We start from the raw sequence: 20664 nt of genomic DNA, 5'->3' as shown, positions 1-20664 counted from the left end.
TATTATATTATACCACTCAGGCGAATAAAATTAAAGCAAAAAATTGTTAATTTTTCTGAATAAATACCGTTCATCCGACGATAATAAGGTCATCACCGCCTGCATTCGGGGCGGAAAAATGTATCTGTGAGGTAACTCTATGAAGGCTGTTGTTTTTTGCTCGGTGTATCGTGAAACGCTCCTGCCCGTCAACGAGAACGTCCCCGACTGTCTGACGGACATCTGCGGCGAAACTCCCCTCGGTATCTGCGAACGCGCTCTTTCGGCGGTGACCGATGAACTGCCTGCCCTCATAGTCGGCAGGGGCTCGGCGCACGTTTCTTTGTCTCTCGAAAGACCCCATCGGCTCATAGTCTCCCCCGAAGACCTTGGCGGCACCCTCGCAGAGCTTGCAGGCGGAGAGAGCCTTCTGCTTGCGGAAGCCGACTCTGCCGAAGCTCCAGACTTTGCCGCTCTGCTGAGAGGCGCGTCTTCCCTCGTGAGCGGATGTGCCGTCCTCGTCAGCCGAACGGGCAACGGTCTCCCTCTGCGCACCGCCGACGGGAAACTTACGGAACTGTCGTCTGATTTCCTGTCCGAAAATACGGACTGCAACGGTTTCCTCACAGGCGCGGCTCTCCTGTCCGCGGAACTTGCCGCAAGGCTCGGCTCCTTCGATTTCTCGGACCTCCCCGAACTGCTGTCGGCGCTTCTTGCGGAGGATGAGCGCATCTCGGCAGTCTACACCGACTTGCCCTGCCGAAAACTGCTCACACCCGAGGACTACAGGCTCGCGTGTCTGTCGGCGGCAGGCGACAGCGCCCCCGTGATAGGCGGCGTGACGGTGGTACCGCCCGTGTCTGTCGGCAGAGGTTCGGTGGTGGGCGAGGGGAGCGTCCTCGACGGCTGTGTCATCGGCGAGAACGTGAGTGTCGGCAGGAGATGCGTGCTGAAAAACTGCGTTATCAGCGAATCGTCACAGCTGTCGGCAGGCACATCTGTGAGCAGCTCGGTCATCGGCTCCGCCTGCGAGATTGGCGCGAACGTCAGTATCGGCGAGGGCTGTGCGGTGGGTTCGCGGACTCACATCGGCTGCGGCAGCGAGGTCGAAGCGGCCACGAAACTGCCCTCGTCTTCGCGCATCGGCGAGCTGAACTGCGTGGGCAGACACGGCGCTGTCGGCGTTCTTCTTGATGAGAGCGGCGCGTTTACATCGGGAAACAGCTCCGCCGCCGAGTGCGCCGTCAGGTTTGCTTCGGCAGTCGCTTCTCAGCTGGAAGCAGGGAACTGTGTCGTTCTCGGTCACGGCGAAGGCGAAGCCGCCCGCACATTCGCGTCGGCGGCCGCAGGCGGACTGTCCTCATCGGGAGTCATGCCGCTGGACGTCGGCGAGTGTCCGCAGACCGCCGTGACCTACCTCATAACCCGTCTCGGTGCGGCGGCAGGCTGTTACGTCACTGCCGAGGGACAGCTTCGCATCAGCGTCATCTCGAAGGGCGGACTGCCCCTCACTGAAAAGACGCGCTGCGGCATCGGCAGGGCTTACGCCTTCGGGATGACCCGTACCGTGCCACTGACCGAACAGCCTGCACTCCGCTGTATGTTCGGCGCTATCGAGCTGTACCGCAGCTATCTGCGCCACCTGCTCCCCGAACGCCTGCACGGCGTGAACCCCTCGGTCAGGTGCGCTTTCTCGGGGGTGGAAAGGCTTGCCGACAGCCTGCTGAAAGACCGCCGCGACCTTTCGGCGGAGCGCACGGTCTTCGACATCTCGAATGACGGCACGGCCTGCACGGCTTTCTCGTCCGCAACGGGGCTGCTGACCCACGAACAGCTCATCCTCATCGCGTCGGCAGCCTGCTTTTCGCGTGAACAGGCGGTCTCGCTGCCGAGCACCTTCCCAACCGCTGCCGACACCGTAGCCGAGCGCTTCGGGGGGACGCTGTACCGTTACTCTTCCTCCCGCGGAACGTCCGACACCGCCCGTGAGACTGCACAGCGCCCCGATAATTTCTTCGTCCGCGACGCTCTTGCCCTCGTCTGCATGATATGCGCTCACCTTTCGCAGAGCGGTACGACCCTCGCCCGCGCAGCCGGATCCCTGCCCGAATTCGCCACCGTCCGCAGGTTCGTCCCCACGGACATGACCGCCGCCGAGATGTACGCCCTCCTCGGTGCTGAACGTGAGGATGGCTGCGGCGTCGTGACGGCGATGGGCGGCAGAGCGGCGCTGACTCCCTCGGCCGACAGGAGCGGACTGATGATATTCGCCGAAGCCGCGTCCTCGGAGACAGCTTCGGCACTGTGCGAGGATATCATCAGGCGGCTCAGCTCACAAACGTTTCCGTAATGCTTGACATTCAGGGGAAAATAGTATATAATAGATATAGATATTTTATGTTCGTGCCGTTCGGCGTTCCCTGCCGGACACCTTTTTTACACGCCTTTATCGGCGTAGATGCGCTTTTTTTGCTCAAAAAATCAGTCATTTCACTATGAGCGCATTTTTTGAAAAGCTCTTGTTCTGAGCACCGTTTATGTACGTTAAACAGAATATCATATCATTACGAAAGGAGTGTGCCATGTCCGTCTGAGTACGGGCATGGCAGAATGTAGTATTTCTATGGCTTTTAAGACCAAAAATGTAAAAAAATACCGTGCAAGCAGCCGAAAGCCTCAGGGCGGTGAATCAAAGTCCGCTCAGAAGTCCGCAAAACAGCCGAAAAAGGAGAATATCCTGCTGTCACAGCTGACAGGCGGACCGAAGAAACAGACCAGGACTGCTCCGCTGACCGTCAAGGGCAGAGCAGTATCATCGGAACAGCGCCGCAGACCTCAGCCTCAGCAGGCGAACAGGGGCAGCGAACGCGGCAGTCAGCGCAGGACCCCCGTCAAGATAATCCCTCTCGGAGGTCTCAACGAGATAGGCAAGAACTTCACCGTTATCGAGTGCTCGAACGATATGTTCGTCATCGACTGCGGACTTGCGTTCCCCGACAGCGAGATGCTGGGCGTTGACATAGTTATCCCCGATTTTACTTACATCGAACAGAACCGCGATAAACTGCGCGGTGTAGCCATAACTCACGGTCACGAGGACCACATCGGCGCTCTGCCGTATTTTCTGAAGAAATTCAACGTGCCAGTTTACGGCACAAGGCTCACTCTCGGTCTTATCGAGGGCAAGCTCAAGGAACACGGCATCCTTGAACAGACGAAGCTCATACCCGTCGAGCCGAGAAAGACCGTGCGCTTCGGATGCATGGCGGTGGAGTTCATCCGAGTGAACCACTCCATCCCCGACGCTGTGGGAATGGCAGTCCATACCCCTGCGGGCGTGATAATCCATACGGGCGATTTCAAGGTCGATTATACCCCTATCGAGGGTTCGGTCATTGACCTTGCCCGTTTCGCAGAGCTCGGAAGCAAGGGTGTGCTGGCGCTGATGGCGGATTCCACCAACTCCGAGCGTCCCGGCTATACCATGAGCGAGCGCAAGGTCGGCGAGAGCTTCGAGAAGCTGTTCGCAAAGGCCGAGGGCAAGCGTGTTATAATCGCGACCTTCGCTTCAAACGTTCACCGCATCCAGCAGGTGGTCAACATCGCCGCAAGGACGGGCAGAAAGGTCGCCGTTTCGGGACGAAGCATGGTGAACGTTATCACAAAGAGCATCGAGCTCGGCTATCTCAAGATACCCGACGGTCTGCTGGTGGATATGGAGCTTGTCTCGCGCTATCCGTCGGACAAGATGTGCATCATCACCACGGGCAGCCAGGGCGAGGCTATGAGCGCTCTTACCCGAATGGCGAGGGGCGAACACCGCAACGTCACCATCACGCCGAACGATTTCATCATCATCTCAGCAAACCCCATCCCGGGCAACGAAAAATTCGTCACCAAGGTAGTCAACGACCTGCTCAAACAGGGTGCTGACGTTGTATACGAATCCATGTACGAGGTACACGTTTCGGGTCACGCCTGTCAGGAAGAACAGAAGCTGATACTCTCTCTGACCAGACCCAAGTACTTCATCCCCGTACACGGCGAGTACAAACACCTCATGAAGCACGCCGCGACTGCGGTCTCGGTGGGCGTTCCGGAGGAGAATATCATAATCGCGAGCATCGGCTCGGTGATCGAGACGGACGGCGTCGATATGCGCGTGACGGGAACAGCTCCCGCAGGCAATATCCTCGTTGACGGTCTCGGCGTCGGAGATGTAGGCTCTATCGTCCTGCGCGACAGAAAACACCTTGCCGAGGACGGACTTATCATCTGCTTCGCTACGGTGGACAGAAAATCGGGCGAGATACTTGCAGGCCCCGATATCGTGTCGAGAGGTTTCGTGTATGTCCGTGAGAGCGAGGAACTCATGGAGACATCGAAGAAACTGCTGACCGAGACTCTTCAGGACTGTCTCGACAGGGATATGCACGAATGGAATGCTATCAAGACTAAAATGAAAGACGCTTTGAGCGACTATATCTACCAGAAAACAAAGCGCAATCCGATGATACTCCCGATAATGATGGAGATCAACGATTGAAAGGAAAAGTGAAATGAAGGGAACAAAGGGCGTTCAGCTTCTTATCAAGCTCACTACAGCTATAGCGGCTGTATGCTCGATAGCAGCGGCAAGACTGCTGCTTCGATCCCCTAAGACCGAGACGCAGGGAAAGCTCCTGCTCATAATATCGGTCATCGTGTGTGTGATGTTGATACTCGAATATGTGTTCTTCGGCAGCAATACGCGGAAGATGATCGCAAGAAGTGCGGCTCTGCTGAACGATACCGAGCAGGATTCGCTTCTCAATTTCCCCGCTCCTGCTGTGATCGTTGACGCCGAGGGCAGCATAGTCTGGTATAACAAGCTGTTCGGTCAGAAGGTCTCGGCAGGCATCGAGCCTTACGGGATACAGGTGTCGGAGATGTTCAAGCTCGATATGGAAAAGATCTATTCGAGCGAGGGCGACACCGTCTGCCATAACGGTCATTTCTATACCGTTAAGGCGATACATACCGAACACGAACAGGAAGGTATGTCGATGCTCTACTTTGCGGACAAGACCGAGCTTGTGGAACTCAACTACGAGTGCAGCCAGTCGAAGCAGAGCGTCATCATCATCATGATCGACTACTACGAGGAGCTTATCTCGAATATCCGAGAGAGCGAAAAGGCTCACATCCTCGTCAGCATCGAACAGCTGATCGAGAACTTTATCGACGGTACTACGGGTATCTCAAGACGCGCGGGAAACGACAGGTTCTATGTCATCCTCGAAGAGAGATACCTGAAGCCCATCATCGAGAAACGCTTCGAGATACTTGAACAGGCAAGAAAGATAAGCTGCGGCGACCGCCGCAATCTCACCCTTTCCATAGGCGTGGGTCACGATGCGGAGAACCTTGCCGAGAGCGAAAAGTACGCAAAGCAGGCGCTGGATATGTGCCTCGGACGCGGCGGAGATCAGGCGGCTGTGCGTACCGTTAACGGCTACGAGTTCTACGGCGGTCTGTCAAAGGGCATGGCGAAGAACACCCGCGTGAAGTCGAGGATGGCGGCAAAGGCTATCATCGATATCATCAATCTCCATGAGCAGGTCATGGTCATGGGACACAGCTTTGCAGACCTTGACGCGGTGGGCGCGGCAACGGGTATGTGCGAAGCCATAAAGTGCATGGGCAAGGACAGCTACGTTGTAGTCGATCCGAACAAGAACCTCTCGAAACTGCTTATCAGCTACGTTGAGGATAACAGCATCAAGCGCTACTATATCACCCCCGAAGAAGCACTCGCAAAATCCGACCCGAATACGCTGGTCATCGTTTGCGATACCCATAATCCCGACCTCGTCGAGTCGAAGGAACTGCTTGCAAAGTGCAGACATACCATCGTCATCGATCACCACAGACTTCTCGTCAAGGCGATAGAACCTGCCGAGCTGTTCTACCACGAACCGTCGGCATCGTCGGCGTGCGAGATGGTGGCGGAGCTGCTTGAATACTTCCCCGACCTGAAGCTCACCGAGCCTATCGCGGAAGCGGTCATGGCAGGCATCATGCTCGATACCAAGAATTTCGTCATGAATACGGGCGTGCGGACTTTTGAAGCGGCGGCGTACCTGAGAAAACAGGGAGCAGATACCGTCGCGGTAAAGAGACTGTTCGCTAATCCCCTCGACACCTATGTGAACAAGGCGGATATAATCAACAGCACGGAGATCTACAGAAAGTGCGCCATAGCCTCGGCTAAGGAGACTTTCGACAATATCCGTGTCGCATCCTCGAAGGCTGCCGACGAGATGCTCGAAATAGCAGGCGTGAACGCGTCGTTCGTGCTTTACGAGCTTGACGGCAGGACGAATATCTCGGCAAGGAGCATGGGCAAATTCAATGTGCAGATCATCATGGAAGCCCTCGGAGGGGGCGGTCATCATACGATGGCAGCCTGCCAGATGCAGGCGACCAAGGATGAAGCAATGTCGAAGCTCAAAGAGGCTATCGACGAATATATAAGACACAATTAACGAAAGGCGGTACATAATATGAAAGTTATTTTAGTTAAGGACGTTAAGGGCTCGGGCAAGGCAGGAGATACCATAAACGCTGCTGACGGATATGCAAGAAACTTCCTGCTCAAGAACGGTCTCGCAGTTGAAGCCAACAACAAGAACCTGAATGAGCTTGCAGGCAAGAAGGCTTCGGCTCAGCACAAGCTCGACGTTGAAAAGGCTGACAACGAGAAGATCGCGGCTCAGCTTGACGGCAAGAGCGTTACTGTAAAGGCTAAGGCGGGACAGGGCGGCAAGCTGTTCGGCGCTGTAAAGGCTGCCGATGTTGCCGAATCCATCAAGTCGGAGTTCGGCGTTGAAGTGGACAAGAAGAAGATCAACCTCAACAGCGAGATCAAGAGCTTCGGAGATTTCTCGGCAGTCATCAAGATGACTCAGGGCGTTTCCTGCAAGATCGACATTAAGGTGGTTGAGGAATAAATGGCTGACAACAGATTCGATCAGCTGTCGCAGATGGCGCTCGAAAAGCCTGTATTTTCAGCTTATGCCGAGCAGACGATAATCGGTTCGATGCTGCTCGACGCCGACGCTTTCTCGATAGTTTCGATGCACCTGAAATCTGACAGCTTCTACAATCAGATAAACGCAGGGCTTTTCCAGCTGCTGCTCGAAATGTCCGACGGGACCGTTCCCGACATCGTAAAGGTCGTTGAGAACAGCGTCCACAAGGGCATCTTCAAGGACGCCGAAACTGCTAAATCGTATCTGATGAATATCCGCAACGAGATGCCGACTACCGCCAAGGGAGTCGGCAATCTTGAAGATTATTGCAGGATAGTCGAAGAAAAATATCAGATGCGCCTGCTTATCGACGCGGCAAAGAGCATTCTTGAAAAGGCTACGGACAGCACGACTGAAGCGTCCGAGATACTCGATCAGGCGGAACAGTCCATCTATGACATACGCAAGGGCGAGGTGCAGGGTCTCACAAGGATCGATAATGTTATCATCTCGGCTTTCGACCACTTGCAGGAGATCACGGGCGACGAGGCGGAGAAGCATCAGTCGCTGAAAACAGGTTTCTCACAGCTGGATAAGGTCACAAACGGTCTGAACAATTCCGACCTTATCATACTTGCGGCGCGTCCTGCTATGGGTAAGTCGGCGTTCGCGCTGAACATCGCGGTCAATATGTGCAAGCGCAGTATGAAGGACGTGGCGATATTCTCCCTTGAGATGGGCAGCGAACAGCTCGTAACGAGAATGCTCGCGTCGGAAGCCCTTGTCAACAACAATAACCTGCGTTCGGGCGAACTTACCCGTGAGGACTGGGAAAAACTCGTTGCAGCCACCGACCAGCTGGCAAGACTGCCGATATACATGGACGATAAGGCATCGGGTATCACCGTTCCTCAGATGAAGGCGAAGCTCAGAAGACTGAAAAACCTCGGTCTCGTGGTCATCGACTACTTACAGCTGATGGAGTCGCCGAACCACCATTCGAGCCGTGTTAACGAAGTTTCGGAGATAACCCGTCAGCTGAAGCTGATGGCGAAGGAACTGAACGTTCCCGTTATCGCGCTGTCACAGCTCTCACGTAACTCGGAAAAGCGCGACGACAAGCGGCCGATGCTCTCCGACCTGCGTGAGTCGGGTTCTATCGAGCAGGACGCTGATATTATCATGTTCCTCTACCGTGAGGCATACTATGACGAAAATACCGAGAACCGCACCATCACCGAGTGCAACGTAGCAAAGAACCGTCACGGCAAGACCGAGGTGGTGAAGCTGTCGTTCATCGGCGAGTATACGCTGTTCCGCGGTCTGGATATGAGGAGAGACGAGCAGTGATGCTTGAAAAAGCGGCAGAAACCATCGCAAAATACAATATGGCTGAAAAGAGTGAGAGCCTGCTGTGCTGCCTTTCGGGCGGAGCTGACAGCGTGGCTCTCCTTTTGTCACTGACGGAGCTGGGCTATAAGGTCAGGGCGTGCCACATCAACCATCAGCTCCGCGGAGAAGAGAGCGACAGGGATGAACGTTTCTGCGTTGACCTGTGCGGACGGCTCGGCGTGCCGATAGAGGTACACCGCATCGACGTTCACGCTTACTGCGCCGAGCACGGCGTTTCGGTGGAGCAGGGCGCAAGGGAGCTTCGCTACGGGATATTCGCGGAGTGCGGATGCGATAAGATAGCGACGGCTCACACCCTTTCCGACTGCATTGAGACAGCGGTGTTCAACCTCGCGAGAGGAACAGGGCTGACGGGACTCGCTTCGGTGCCCCCTGTGAGGGATAACGTTATCCGTCCGCTGATCGAGTGCTCACGCGCAGAGATTGAAGCCTTCCTGAACGAACGGGGGCAGACGTGGGTGACCGATTCTACAAATCTGACCGATGAATACACCCGAAACCGCATCCGTCACGGCATCGTCCCTAAGCTGAGGGAAATAAACCCCTCCCTCGAAAAGACGATGGCAGGCACTCTCGAAAATCTCCGCGAGGATAATGCTCTCATCAGACGGCTGACCGACGAGCTCTACGAGCGCATCTCACGGGACGGCGGACTTGACGCTGTGGAACTTCTCTCGGCGGACAGGGCGCTTTCGGGCAGGGCGATACGCAGACTTCTCGGCGAGAACGGCGCCGAATGCTCCCGCGAGACCGCCCTCAGAGTGAGACAGCTCTGCGAAAAAGGCGGCAGACTGACCCTCGGGTACGGCAGATACGCCGCCCTTCGGAACGGGCTGCTCGTGGTCGAAAGAGAGCGTGAGGAGATACCCGATACCGAGCTGACAGCCGCGATTGGCGGCGAAATCTGCTTTCTTGGGAAAAATATCCGCTTAACATTGGAAAATGACTGCATTGTTCAAAAAAAGTTAACAAATTTTTGCGCAGATTATGATAAAATTAAAGGTGTTATTGTTATAAGAAATAAACGGAACGGAGACAGACTCAGATTGTGCGGCAGAAACTTCACATCTGAGGTGAAAAAACTGCTTCAGGCGAAGTTCTCTCCCGAAGAACGCAGAAGGGCTGTTATCCTCTGCGACAGTGAGGGAGTCATCTTCGTTGAGGGTTACGGCTTTGCCGAGCGCGTAAAAGCGGATCAGACAACAAAAACCGTTTTGCTCTGTAAAATATCATAATGCTGTCACAATCAGGGTATAATATGATTGGATAGGATGAGTAACGCTTTATCTGTGAGCGAAAGAAAGGTAGTGTACGATTGAAAAATAATTCCAAGTCGATATTGATATACTTTATCGTAGCGGTAATACTTATCGGAGGAATGGTTTATGCCCTGTCGAGCCTCGGCAAGGAAAAGGATAAGACCGAGTACTCGAAGATTATGCGCTATTTTGACGAACTGCAGGTCAGTGAGTTCACCTTCGACCTCAACACGGGCGAGCTGAACTACAAGCTCAAGGATTCGGATAAGGAAGATCCCGAGACCTATAAAGTGCCGAATGTTAGTCTGTTCGTGAACGAAGTGCTGGGAAGCGAGGACGGCGAGAACTACCGTAAACGGTTCGACGCCGAAAATCCCGATTCGCCTCTGAAATACGACCTTGTGCCGATATCCGACAATACGTTCTGGCTGAACATGATACCGACTATCCTAATGCTCGGTGTGATAATCTTCTTCTTCGTGTGGATGATGAAGAACGCGGGCGCAGGCAAGGTATCGGGCTTCGGCAAGACCAGCGCGAAGAAAGCACCCGACTCAAAGAAGGCTACTTTCTCGGATGTTGCAGGCTGCGACGAGGAGAAGGAAGAGCTCCAGGAGGTCGTTGACTTCCTCAAGAACAATAAGAAATATAACGAACTCGGTGCCCGCATCCCCAAGGGCGTTCTGCTGATGGGCCCTCCCGGAACAGGTAAGACGCTGCTTGCAAGAGCTGTTGCAGGCGAGGCAGGCGTTGACTTTTTCTCCATTTCGGGTTCGGATTTCGTTGAGATGTTCGTCGGCGTCGGCGCATCGAGAGTCCGTGACCTGTTCGATCAGGCTAAGAAGAGCGCACCTGCTATCATCTTCATCGATGAGATCGACGCTGTCGGCAGACAGAGAGGTGCAGGTCTCGGCGGCGGTCACGACGAACGTGAGCAGACCCTGAACCAGCTCCTCGTTGAGATGGACGGCTTTGAGGATAATGAGAGCATCATCGTCATGGCTGCCACCAACAGAAGCGATATCCTTGACCCCGCACTGCTTCGTCCGGGTCGTTTCGACAGACAGATACTCGTAAGCTACCCCGATGTAAAGGGAAGAGAAGAGATACTGAAAGTCCACACTCGCAATAAGCCGCTCGCTCCCGATGTGAGCCTCAAGACCATCGCGCAGACTACGGTCGGCTTCACGGGCGCCGAGCTCGAGAACCTCGTCAACGAGGCTTCGCTGCTGGCGGCTCGCAAGAACAAGAAGGCTATTACAAAGGCAGATCTTGAAGAGGCTGCTATCAAGGTAGTTGCAGGCCCCGAGAAGAAGTCGAGGGTCGTTACCGAGCAGGAGAAGCGTCTCACCGCTTACCACGAGGGCGGCCACGCACTCTGCCACTACTACTGCCCGACTCAGGACAATGTACACCACGTTACCATCATCCCGAGAGGTCAGGCAGGAGGTTTTACAATGAGCCTGCCCGAGAAGGATAAGTCCTACGTCAGCAAGCGCGAGATGTACGAGAATATCATAGTACTTCTCGGCGGACGTGTTGCTGAAAAGCTGATCCTTGACGACATCTCGACAGGTGCATCCAATGACCTTGAACGCGCTACCGCTACCGCAAGGAACATGGTCACCCGCTACGGTTTCAGCGACAATCTCGGTCCCGTCGTTTACGGCAGGGGAGAGCACGAGGTGTTCCTCGGACGTGACTACAGCAGCACTCCGAGCTACTCCGAGAACGTTGCGGCTGAGATCGACAACGAGATCAGAAGCATCATCGAGACCGCATTTGACGACTGCGAGAAGCTCATCAGCCAGCACATCGACAAGCTGCACCTCATCGCGGCTTACCTCATGAAGCATGAGAAGATCGACGGCAAACAGTTTGAGAAGCTGATGAACGGCGAACTCGACGAGTCTGCGTTCATGGACAAGGAAGAGACCAGACCTACTGAGGAAACAGCACCTTCCGAGACCGAGAGCGCCGCTCCAACTGAGACCGCTTCGGCTGACGCTTTCGATCAGAGATTCAGCTACAAGCCGCTTATCGACCATCACGAAGATGCCGAAAGCGAAGGCAGCAGCGACGAGACCGAAGAATAAACAAATTCAAGCACCGCAGAATGCACAAGCTCGGCGGTGCTTTTTTGTGCTTTTATACAAATCTGAAAAAGTAATGTCACAAATATAGCTCCTGCTCGGAGTTATAGCAGGGAGGTGGATAAGATGAATGATTTGAGTACTCAGACGGAAAAAACGGAAAGAGCTATAGAACAGTATTCGCAGCTCATATATGGTATCGCTGTGTCGCAGCTGAAGACGCGTTCGGAGGCTGACGATGTTTATCAGGAGGTCTTTCTGACTCACTTTGAGAAGGAAATGGATTTCGCCGACAGCGAGCATGAGAAAGCATGGCTTATCCGCACGGCTGTGACACTGTGCCGAAGATACAATTTTTCGCCATGGAGACAGCGCACGGTCCCGCTTGAGGAGGCAGCATTCGTTCCCGAAACACAGGAAGAAAAAGATGTCTGGAAAGCGGTATGTGAGCTGAAATCAAAACTTCGGCTGCCGATATATCTGTTCTATTTCGAGGGCATGAGCGCCGAGCTTATCGCAAGCTCGCTGGGAGAATCGCCCTCGGCAGTGAGAAAGCAGCTTCAGCGCGGACGCGAGCTGCTCAGGGATAGATTGGAGGGAGATTACTTTGAATAAGACGATCAGAAGCATACATTCACAGATCGGACCCGATAAGGAAGTCAAAGCCGCTCTGATAGATCAGATCAGACACGGCAGACAGAGCGAGTTCAGATCACATTCAAGACAGCTGCTGGTAACCGCAAGTGTTGCGGTCATGATGCTGATCGCAGGCATCGCAGGCGTGCTGACGCTCAGCGGCAGGATGCAGACGGCTGAAACGATCTCAGCCGCGGACGAGATAGGCGATTTCAACCTGAAGCTGCTGGGCTACAGGGAAGAGCCTCAGTCGCTTTACAAGACACCCGATGAAGATGTGGAACAGGAGATCTGGATAAATAATCCCGAAATAAAGTTCATTGGTATGAAATATAAAAAAGATCAGTCCGAGAGTATCGCTGAACTTGTTTCTTCAAAGGGCATTACCGATGACAATGTTATCGGACAGGGTACTGTACAGGCGTTCGGTATTTCTTACCGTGTGCTCGTTACATCCATAACCGACCATTCTAAGAATGAGATGGTGGCGTTATGGCTCAGTACGGATTCTTTCAGGGTCTATACTAACCCTGATTACGACGCAGAAGCACTCGAACAGGTCAAGATAAGGCTTCGCCCCGTCAAATTCGATGATTCGGTAGAGTTCCCGAGGGATGACCACGAATATGAAACGATAATGAATATTATCAGTAATAACTATGAGATAGAGTATGAAGGCGAAACATACCAGGTGAAGCTTGGTGTAGACGGTCAACCCGATCATGATAACATCATAGGATGGGGAAGCTCGGATATAGGCGATAAACGTTACAACATCGTTGTGACCACGCTTACCCCGTATGATCTCCCCGAATCCTATACAAAAGAAGATTACATCGCTCTTTTCTTCTCGGATACATTCTGGATCCCTTATCAGAAGAAAAAGCTCGAAGATATCAAAGGGGTACCGATAGAGCAGATCTATGTAGAGGCTGAGACTACAGTAGATGAAAATGACATCTTCAATATCGATCCAAACTACTTTGATGACACTGCTTTCTCAAAAGAGCAGATAGTCGAACATCTGACAGATACGCTGGGTGTTTCATTTGTGAGGATCGACGGTACATTGGTAAACTACCTGTTTGACTGCGAGACTGACAAAGAGGTCAGCGGCAAGCCTTACGCAGCGGGTCTTCTTTACATCTATGTACCTGATAATGTGACAGATGTCGGCATATGTGTACCTGTACGTATCTATAAGGATATGACCGATGATACGATGATAATGCTTATGCAGGACGGCACAAAGCTGCTGCTGTATTCCTCTGGATTTTTCGACACCGATCCGTATATTAAGCGTGGAAGCTTTATCCACGGAAAATTAAATGACAATAACGGCTATACGTCATATCCTACGAGACATATCGGATTTTGGTATCGTAACCCGAGTTTATCTGATTTTATGGATGATCTGTATAAAAAACTGCCTGAATACCGCACAGATGCACCGCTTCTTGAACGCGGATATGTGTTCAACTACAATGATATTATTTTCGGAGTGGCAGATTGCAGACTGGATCTTAGTGCGTTTAAGGACGGAGAAATGAAAGGCATTTACGAGAAGGAAGGCGATTTTGCGAACTTTACGGTCTACGGCAAGAATTATCGTATCCCCGATGAAGCGGCAAACTACATTTGCAGAATAATGTATTCGAGCGAGTGCGAATATGAACTTATGATGAATAAAAACTCCCGAGAGGATGAAAGCGTCACAGTGGTGCTTTCAAACGGATACAAGATCGGCGGTCTGGATGTCGTAAAGGGAATGGATCTGAACACTAACGAAGCTTACAGGACTTGGGTAAGTAAGATCATGAGCTCGGACGATAAGCTTGCTGCAACACTGTCTACAGAAGACTGCCCCGACTTTACGTGGGGTACGCGCACGATACTTCTCAGAAACAACGGTAAAGGATGGCTGACTGCTAAGCTCGCGGTCGATGAAAAAGACATCGCAGAGATAACCTTGAGCAGCCGCAAGGACGGCGTTAAGAAATACAATCTCATTGTCAACACAGGCAATGATGTAAAGCTCTATAAGGTCGGCAAAGAGGAGATAGCCGAGCTTCAGTCGCTCATAGAGGGTCACTCCAAGTATATCGAGAACCTGAAAAAAGAGACCGAAGGGCTCGAATATTAATGAAACTCTGCAAAACCGATGACAAAAACTTCCCGACGGGAAAATAACTGATTTGCAGTATTCTGCCGCCTTTCGGGACGGCAGAGCTTTTTTTTGAAAAAAATTGCCCAAAATATCTTAAAACTATTGCAATCGGCGTAATATTGTGATATAATAAAGGATATATGGAAAGAGGCAAGGAGAATATAAAATGGATCTGAAAAAACTTTTCACTGAAAAGACCGACAACACGTTCATACAATTTTTTCGCTATGTGTTCGTGGGCGGTGCGGCAACGGTCGTTGACTGGGGAAGCTCGACTCTGTTCTTTCATCTGATATTCCACCAGAATTACGCGACCGCTTCAAACGTTATCGGATTTATCCTCGGGCTTATCACAAACTATATCATAAGCACCGTGTGGGTGTTCGACAGCTCAAAGGTGAAGAACCGCGTTGCGGAATTCCTGAGCTTTGCAGCGATAGGTCTGGTCGGACTGCTCATCACTATCGGCATCACGAAACTGTTCGAGCATACTCTTGCCGATAAGACGAGCCTCTATCAGTTCATCGCGAAGGTCGTATCCACGGGAGTGTCTTTCTTCTGGAATTTCTTCGCAAGAAAGTACCTTATCTACAACAAGTCCGAAAAAGCGGACAAAAACTAAGTGATCATTACAGTGCAAAAAAAATGGACTGTTATATAAAACGAAAGGATTGACATTATGAAGAATGTAGTTATCATCGGCGGAGGTCCCGCAGGTCTTACCGCTGCTTATGAGCTGTTGAAGGACGGCGGAAATGAGGAGTTCAGCGTTACCGTGCTTGAGGAGTCGGGCGTGCTCGGCGGTATCTCGCAGACTGTACGCTATAAGGGCAACAGAATGGATATAGGCGGTCACCGCTTCTTCTCCAAGGACGACACCATCATGAAGTGGTGGGCTGACATGATGCCTATTCAGGGCAAGCCCTCCTACGATGACAAGGTCCTCGGCAGAGTAAAGCCCTTCGAGCAGGGCGGCCCCGACCCTGAGAATACCGACGTTGTAATGCTTCTCCGTGACCGCGTGAGCCGCATCTACTACAAGAAGGCGTTCTTCGATTATCCCGTTCAGATGAACTGGAACACTATCAAGAACATGGGTCTGCTGACCACTATGGAGGCAGGCTTCAGCTACCTCGGTTCATGCGTTCACAAGCTCCCCGAGACCAATCTCGAAAACTTCTATATCAACCGCTTCGGCAAGGTGCTCTACTCGATGTTCTTCGAGGGTTACACCGAAAAGCTCTGGGGCAGACACCCCCGCGAGATCAGCGCAGACTGGGGCGCACAGAGAGTAAAGGGTCTGTCTATCCTCGCTATCCTCAAGGATATGGCTTCCAAGCTGATGGGCACCAAGAACAACGAAAACGCTGAGACATCCCTCATCGAGCAGTACTGGTATCCTAAGTACGGTCCCGGTCAGCTGTGGGAGCTGGTTGGTTCCAAGGTCGAGGAGCTCGGCGGTAAGATCAAGTACGGTCACTCCGTAAAGAGCATCAGAACTTCCAACGGCAGGATCACTTCCGTTGTCTGCGAGACCAAGCACGGCGAGCGCGAGATACTCGGTGACGTGTTCATCTCCTCCATGCCCGTTAAGGATCTCGTATGCGGCCTCGACGGCGTTGACTGCGATGAAGAGCGCAGGATCGCGGCTGGTCTGCCTTACAGAGATTTCGTTACCGTTGGTCTGCTGGTCAACAAGCTCGAACTTGAGAACAAGACCAACAAGCGCACCCTCGGCAACATCGTTCCCGACTGCTGGATCTACGTTCAGGATAAGGGCGTTAAACTCGGAAGGATCCAGATCTTCAACAACTGGTCGCCTTACATGGTGGCTGACCCTGCTGAGACTGTATGGATCGGCCTTGAGTACTTCTGCGCAGAGGGAGACGACTTCTGGAATATGTCCGATAAGGACTGCATCAACTTCGCTATCCGCGAGCTGAGAAAGATGGGCGTTATCAAGAAGGGCGCAGTCCTCGACGCTCACCGCGAGAAGGTAAAGAAGGCATATCCCGCTTACTTTGACACTTATAAGGATTTCGACCAGCTCAAGAGCTTCCTCGACGGCTTCGGAAACCTCTTCTGCGTCGGCAGAAACGGTCAGCACCGCTACAACAATATGGATCATTCGATGCTCACCGCTATCAACGCTGCTAAGGCTATCAAGGCAGGCAGCGAGGATAAGTCCGACATCTGGAACGTAAATACGGAGAAGGAGTATCATGAGCAGAAATCCTGATCGTGAACCTCTCGGAATAAAACCGTCAGTTACCGACAAGCTCATACGTGCAGTTGCAGCGCACCCTTATCTGTGTGCGCTGCTGCTGTGTCTGGGGCTTAACCCATTCTACCTCGGTGCCGCCGAGAACGTTCCGCAGAACGCGCTCTACGCCGAGGTGCTGATGGTGCTCACCGCAGGCTTCGGCTGTATCACCTACGTGTGCAGAAAAAGGGAAGTGATAAAGCCGATACAGTATTCGCTGTACGTGCTGTTTTTCCTCGTCATCTGTGTCACGACAAGGATGTATGCTCAGTCGGAGTCGAAGGGGATATGGATGTTCGTGGCAGGCTTCGCTCTGCTGCTGATGTTCTATTCGTTCGCGATGACAAAGCGGTTCAAGGAACAGCTTCTGTCCCTTCTGATAATCGGCACGGGCTTCCTGCTGAAATTTTACTATGTCTACTACTCGTCCTGCTACACCCGTCAGAACGATGTTCACAGGTTCGGCGGCGATAACGGCCATGCAGGCTACATGGAGTACCTTCTGTTCAACAAGAAACTCCCCGATTTCGACGTGCGTGAGGTATGGCAGTTCTGCCATCCGCCTCTGCACCACTTTATCTGCGCACTCTGGATAGGCGTGAATGAGAACGTGCTTGGCGTGGGTCACAATCCTGCCCGCGAGTCGCTCCAGACTCTCTCGCTGTTCTACACGACGGTCATCATGATAACCGCCTACAAGATATTCAGGCACTTCAAGCTGAAGGGTCTTGCGATGTACGTTCCTCTTGCGGTCGTGTCCTTCCACCCCTGCTTCGTGCTGATGTCGGGCGCGATAAACAACGACGTGCTTTCGGTGGCGTTCGCGATGTTCGCTTTCTACCAGACGCTGAAATGGTACGAAGACCCGAAAATGTCCACCATCATGAAAATAGCGGTCTGCGTCGGCTGCGCTATGATGACAAAGCTCAACGCCGCACTTGTCGCACCGTCCATCGCTATCGTGTTCCTCGTGGTGTTCATCAGGAACTTCAAGGAGAAAGGCGCTAAGCTCTTCGGGCAGTTCGCAGCGTTCGGCGCGGTATGCATCCCGCTGGGTCTGTGGTTCGAGATAAAGAACTACATCAAGTTCAAAGTCCCGATAATGTACGTTCAGGAAATGTCCGTGAACTCGCGCCAGTACATCGGCGACCAGCCTTTCTTAAAGCGCATCACCGACTTTTCAAAATACCAGTTTGACAGCGTTTACGAACAGTGGCTCGGCGAGAACGGCGAGAGCTACAACGAGTTCAATCCGCTGGTCACCCTGCTGAAAAACTCGCTCTTCACCGAGTCGATAAGCGATAACACCCTCGGCAACAGCCCGCTTTATCACAAGCTCGCGGTCATATTCTTCTGGCTGGCGGCGCTTATAGCGGCGGCCTGCTTCGTCATGATGGTCTATAACCTCTTCACGAAAAGCGGACTTGACCTGACGATGAAGGCGATGTGGGGCAGTTACTACGCACTCATGATGCTCAACTTCTACAAAATGTCGGCTGATTATCCCTTCACCTGCACGATGAATTTCAGATACATCACTCCGACAGTCATCATCGGCGCTTTCTTCATGGGCATCACGCTGAAACGCCTTGAGGAAAAGCGCGAAAACAAGGCGGCAGAAGCGGCGGCTGATGTTATGGCTGCTGCCGCGGTAGTGTTCTGCCTGCTTTCTGTCATAATCTATTTACAGGTTTGTGTTCCTAAGACGGCTGCCTGAGTGCGGCAAGGGAGGTACAGCTTATGCCCGAATGGTTAAAGAACGCGGTTTTCTACGAGATATATCCCCAGTCGTTCTGCGATTCTAACGGCGACGGTATCGGCGACATACAGGGCATCATCGCGAAGCTCGGGCATATCGCGTCCCTCGGCTGCAACGCGATATGGCTGAATCCCTGCTTTGAATCGCCGTTCATGGACGCTGGCTACGACGTTTCCTGCTACAAACGCTGCGCCCAGAGGTACGGTACCAATGCAGACCTTGAGACCCTGTTCCACAAGGCTCACGAGCTGGATATGCACGTTCTGCTCGACCTTGTCCCTGGGCACACTTCCATCGAACACAAGTGGTTCGTCCGTTCCTGTCAGCCCGAGGAGAATGAGTACTCCGACCGCTATATCTGGACGGACAGCGTGTGGACTTCCCCTGAGGGCATGGGCTGCATACGCGGCTTCTGCGACAGGGACGGCAGCTGTGCGGTGAACTTCTTCTCACACCAGCCTGCGCTGAACTATGGTTTCGCAAAACAGACCGAGAAATGGCAGCAGCCGCCCGACGCACCCGGTCCGATGGCGACCAGGGAAGCCATCAAGAACGTTATGCGGTTCTGGCTGTCGAAAGGCTGCGACGGTTTCCGCGTTGACATGGCAGGGACTCTAGTGAAAAACGACCCAGACGGTTCTGCGAACATCGCGCTGTGGCAGGATTTCCGCGCGTTTCTTGACGAGGAATTCCCCGAAGCGGCGCTCATCTCCGAATGGGGCGAGCCTGACAAGTCGCTGATGGGCGGTTTCCACATGGATTTTCTTCTGCACTTCGGACCATCGCATTACAACGACCTGTTCCGCTGCGTTGAACCGTATTTCTCGCGGAGAGGAAAGGGCAGCGCCGACCTGTTCGTGCGCACCTATCTGAAAAACTACAAGAAAACTGGCGGCAGGGGTCTTATCTGCATCCCCTCGGGAAACCACGATATGGACAGGCTTGCACGCAGGCTCGACGAAGATGAGATGAAACTGGCGTTCGCGTTCCTGCTGTCGATGCCGGGCGCTCCGTTCATCTATTACGGCGACGAGATCGGCATGAACTATGTGGAGGGTCTTAACTCGAAGGAGGGCGGCTACGGCAGAACGGGCTCACGCACACCGATGCAGTGGGACGATTCGCCGAACGCGGGCTTCTCGGAAGCCGAGGAATACGACCTCTATCTCCCACTCGACCCGTCGGCAGACCGTCCGACCGTTGAAGGACAGCTCCTGCGGAAAGGTTCGCTGATGCGTGAGGTCAAGCGGCTCATCGCGCTGAGACATGAACATTCCGCACTGCGAAACGATGCGAAGATCATCTTTGTGTCGTCGGGCTACCCGCTGATCTATCGGCGCACCGACCCTTCCGAGATCATCCTCGTGATAATCAACCCGTCGCAGACCAAGTACAGTCTGCCCATCGACATCACGGGAGAGACCATCTATTCGACAGGCAAAGGCGAACCCGACATCATGCGCGGAAGCATCATCATGCCGCCCGAATCCGCGGCGTACATAAAGCTGAAATAACAAAAAAGCTGTGCGGCTCACTGCTGCACAGCTTTTTCGTGCTTATTTACTTATCGGTCATACGGCTTTTTCTTTGTCCTCCGCCGAATCTTTCGCCGAGACCTCGGCATCTTCCGAAGCGGTCTCCTCGGACGTGCTGCCGCCTTCGACTATGGTCATGCCTGCCGAGCGCATCGCGGTCTTGACGCTCGAAAGAAACGCCGCGTCTGCATCCTCTTCAACGATGGTGACTTCGGGCTTGCTGATCTTTGCAAGCTCTGCCATCAGACCGCTGAGATCGTACTCGGTGAGTTCGTAAACGAGGGTCTGACCTTTGACGGTGACTTCAACAGCGGTAGGATCAGCCTCATAGGAGTCGGGCAGGTCGCCTGCCGCAACGAACTTTCCGCCGCTGGGAGTCGGAGCCGTGTAGTTTCCCGATGATTTTTCGCTGATTATGTCCGATGCCTTTTCACGTCCGCCGCCCACAAAATACATGATGGCCGCACCCGCGAGGGTGATTATCGCGAGAATAATGAGTACCAGTCCGAGATTTGAACTGCCTCTGAGATTCTTTTTCATACTGTAC

Annotated in this window: 14 protein-coding genes; 13 read left to right on the top strand and 1 reads right to left on the bottom strand. The window is 53.1% G+C overall.

All coding sequences use genetic code 11. The features are described from left to right. Window positions 1–139 precede the first annotated feature (139 nt). The 13 genes from BT142_RS06110 (at window position 140) to BT142_RS06050 (ending at window position 20096) form a co-directional block, all read left to right on the top strand. Window positions 140–2329 carry a hypothetical protein gene (locus BT142_RS06110; RefSeq protein WP_072417326.1) on the top strand — a complete coding sequence of 730 codons (2190 nt, stop codon included), beginning with the start codon at window positions 140–142 and terminating at the stop codon, window positions 2327–2329. A 273-nt stretch (window positions 2330–2602) separates the two neighbouring features. Then, window positions 2603–4525, top strand: coding sequence for a ribonuclease J (locus BT142_RS06105; RefSeq protein WP_084659353.1), 1923 nt, complete (start codon window positions 2603–2605; stop codon window positions 4523–4525). A gap of 13 nt (window positions 4526–4538) precedes the next feature. Beyond that, entirely contained in the window at window positions 4539–6506 is a 1968-nt protein-coding gene (locus tag BT142_RS06100) for a DHH family phosphoesterase (protein WP_072417325.1), read from the top strand. A gap of 18 nt (window positions 6507–6524) precedes the next feature. Further along, complete coding sequence (gene rplI, locus BT142_RS06095) at window positions 6525–6971, top strand: 50S ribosomal protein L9 (RefSeq protein WP_072417324.1); 447 nt, start codon at window positions 6525–6527, stop codon at window positions 6969–6971. Next, window positions 6972–8342 (top strand): replicative DNA helicase, encoded by a 1371-nt coding sequence (gene dnaB, locus BT142_RS06090; protein WP_072417323.1) that lies wholly within the window; start codon window positions 6972–6974, stop codon window positions 8340–8342. Continuing rightward, window positions 8342–9640, top strand: coding sequence for a tRNA lysidine(34) synthetase TilS (gene tilS, locus BT142_RS06085; RefSeq protein WP_072417322.1), 1299 nt, complete (start codon window positions 8342–8344; stop codon window positions 9638–9640). Before dnaB ends, tilS begins: the two co-directional genes overlap by 1 nt. A gap of 80 nt (window positions 9641–9720) precedes the next feature. Next, on the top strand, window positions 9721–11760 hold the full coding sequence (ftsH, locus tag BT142_RS06080) for an ATP-dependent zinc metalloprotease FtsH (protein ID WP_072417321.1): 2040 nt from the start codon (window positions 9721–9723) through the stop codon (window positions 11758–11760). Between the two features lie 123 nt (window positions 11761–11883). Beyond that, window positions 11884–12372 (top strand): RNA polymerase sigma factor, encoded by a 489-nt coding sequence (locus BT142_RS06075; protein ID WP_072417320.1) that lies wholly within the window; start codon window positions 11884–11886, stop codon window positions 12370–12372. Continuing rightward, window positions 12365–14536 (top strand): hypothetical protein, encoded by a 2172-nt coding sequence (locus BT142_RS06070; protein ID WP_072417319.1) that lies wholly within the window; start codon window positions 12365–12367, stop codon window positions 14534–14536. The genes BT142_RS06075 and BT142_RS06070 overlap by 8 nt, the downstream gene beginning before the upstream one ends. Before the next feature lie 190 nt (window positions 14537–14726). Then, complete coding sequence (locus BT142_RS06065; protein ID WP_072417318.1) at window positions 14727–15182, top strand: GtrA family protein; 456 nt, start codon at window positions 14727–14729, stop codon at window positions 15180–15182. 57 nt (window positions 15183–15239) lie between these two features. After that, entirely contained in the window at window positions 15240–16799 is a 1560-nt protein-coding gene (locus tag BT142_RS06060; RefSeq protein WP_072417317.1) for an NAD(P)/FAD-dependent oxidoreductase, read from the top strand. Continuing rightward, window positions 16783–18540: an ArnT family glycosyltransferase gene (locus tag BT142_RS06055; RefSeq protein ID WP_072417316.1), complete on the top strand. Its 1758-nt coding sequence runs from the start codon at window positions 16783–16785 to the stop codon at window positions 18538–18540. Before BT142_RS06060 ends, BT142_RS06055 begins: the two co-directional genes overlap by 17 nt. A 23-nt stretch (window positions 18541–18563) precedes the next feature. After that, window positions 18564–20096, top strand: a complete 1533-nt coding sequence (locus tag BT142_RS06050) for an alpha-amylase family glycosyl hydrolase (protein ID WP_072417315.1) — start codon at window positions 18564–18566, stop codon at window positions 20094–20096. Between the two features lie 57 nt (window positions 20097–20153). Here the strand turns inward: BT142_RS06050 and BT142_RS06045 are convergent, their stop codons facing one another. Next, window positions 20154–20657: a hypothetical protein gene (locus BT142_RS06045; RefSeq protein WP_072417314.1), complete on the bottom strand. Its 504-nt coding sequence runs from the start codon at window positions 20655–20657 to the stop codon at window positions 20154–20156. Window positions 20658–20664 lie beyond the last annotated feature (7 nt).

The sequence above is a fragment of the Ruminococcus sp. YE71 genome, from assembly GCF_900119155.1.
Classification (GTDB): Bacteria; Bacillota; Clostridia; order Oscillospirales; family Ruminococcaceae; genus YE71.
The sequence above is the reverse complement of the archived record's forward strand: the minus strand, read 5'-3'. Positions and strand labels throughout refer to the sequence as shown.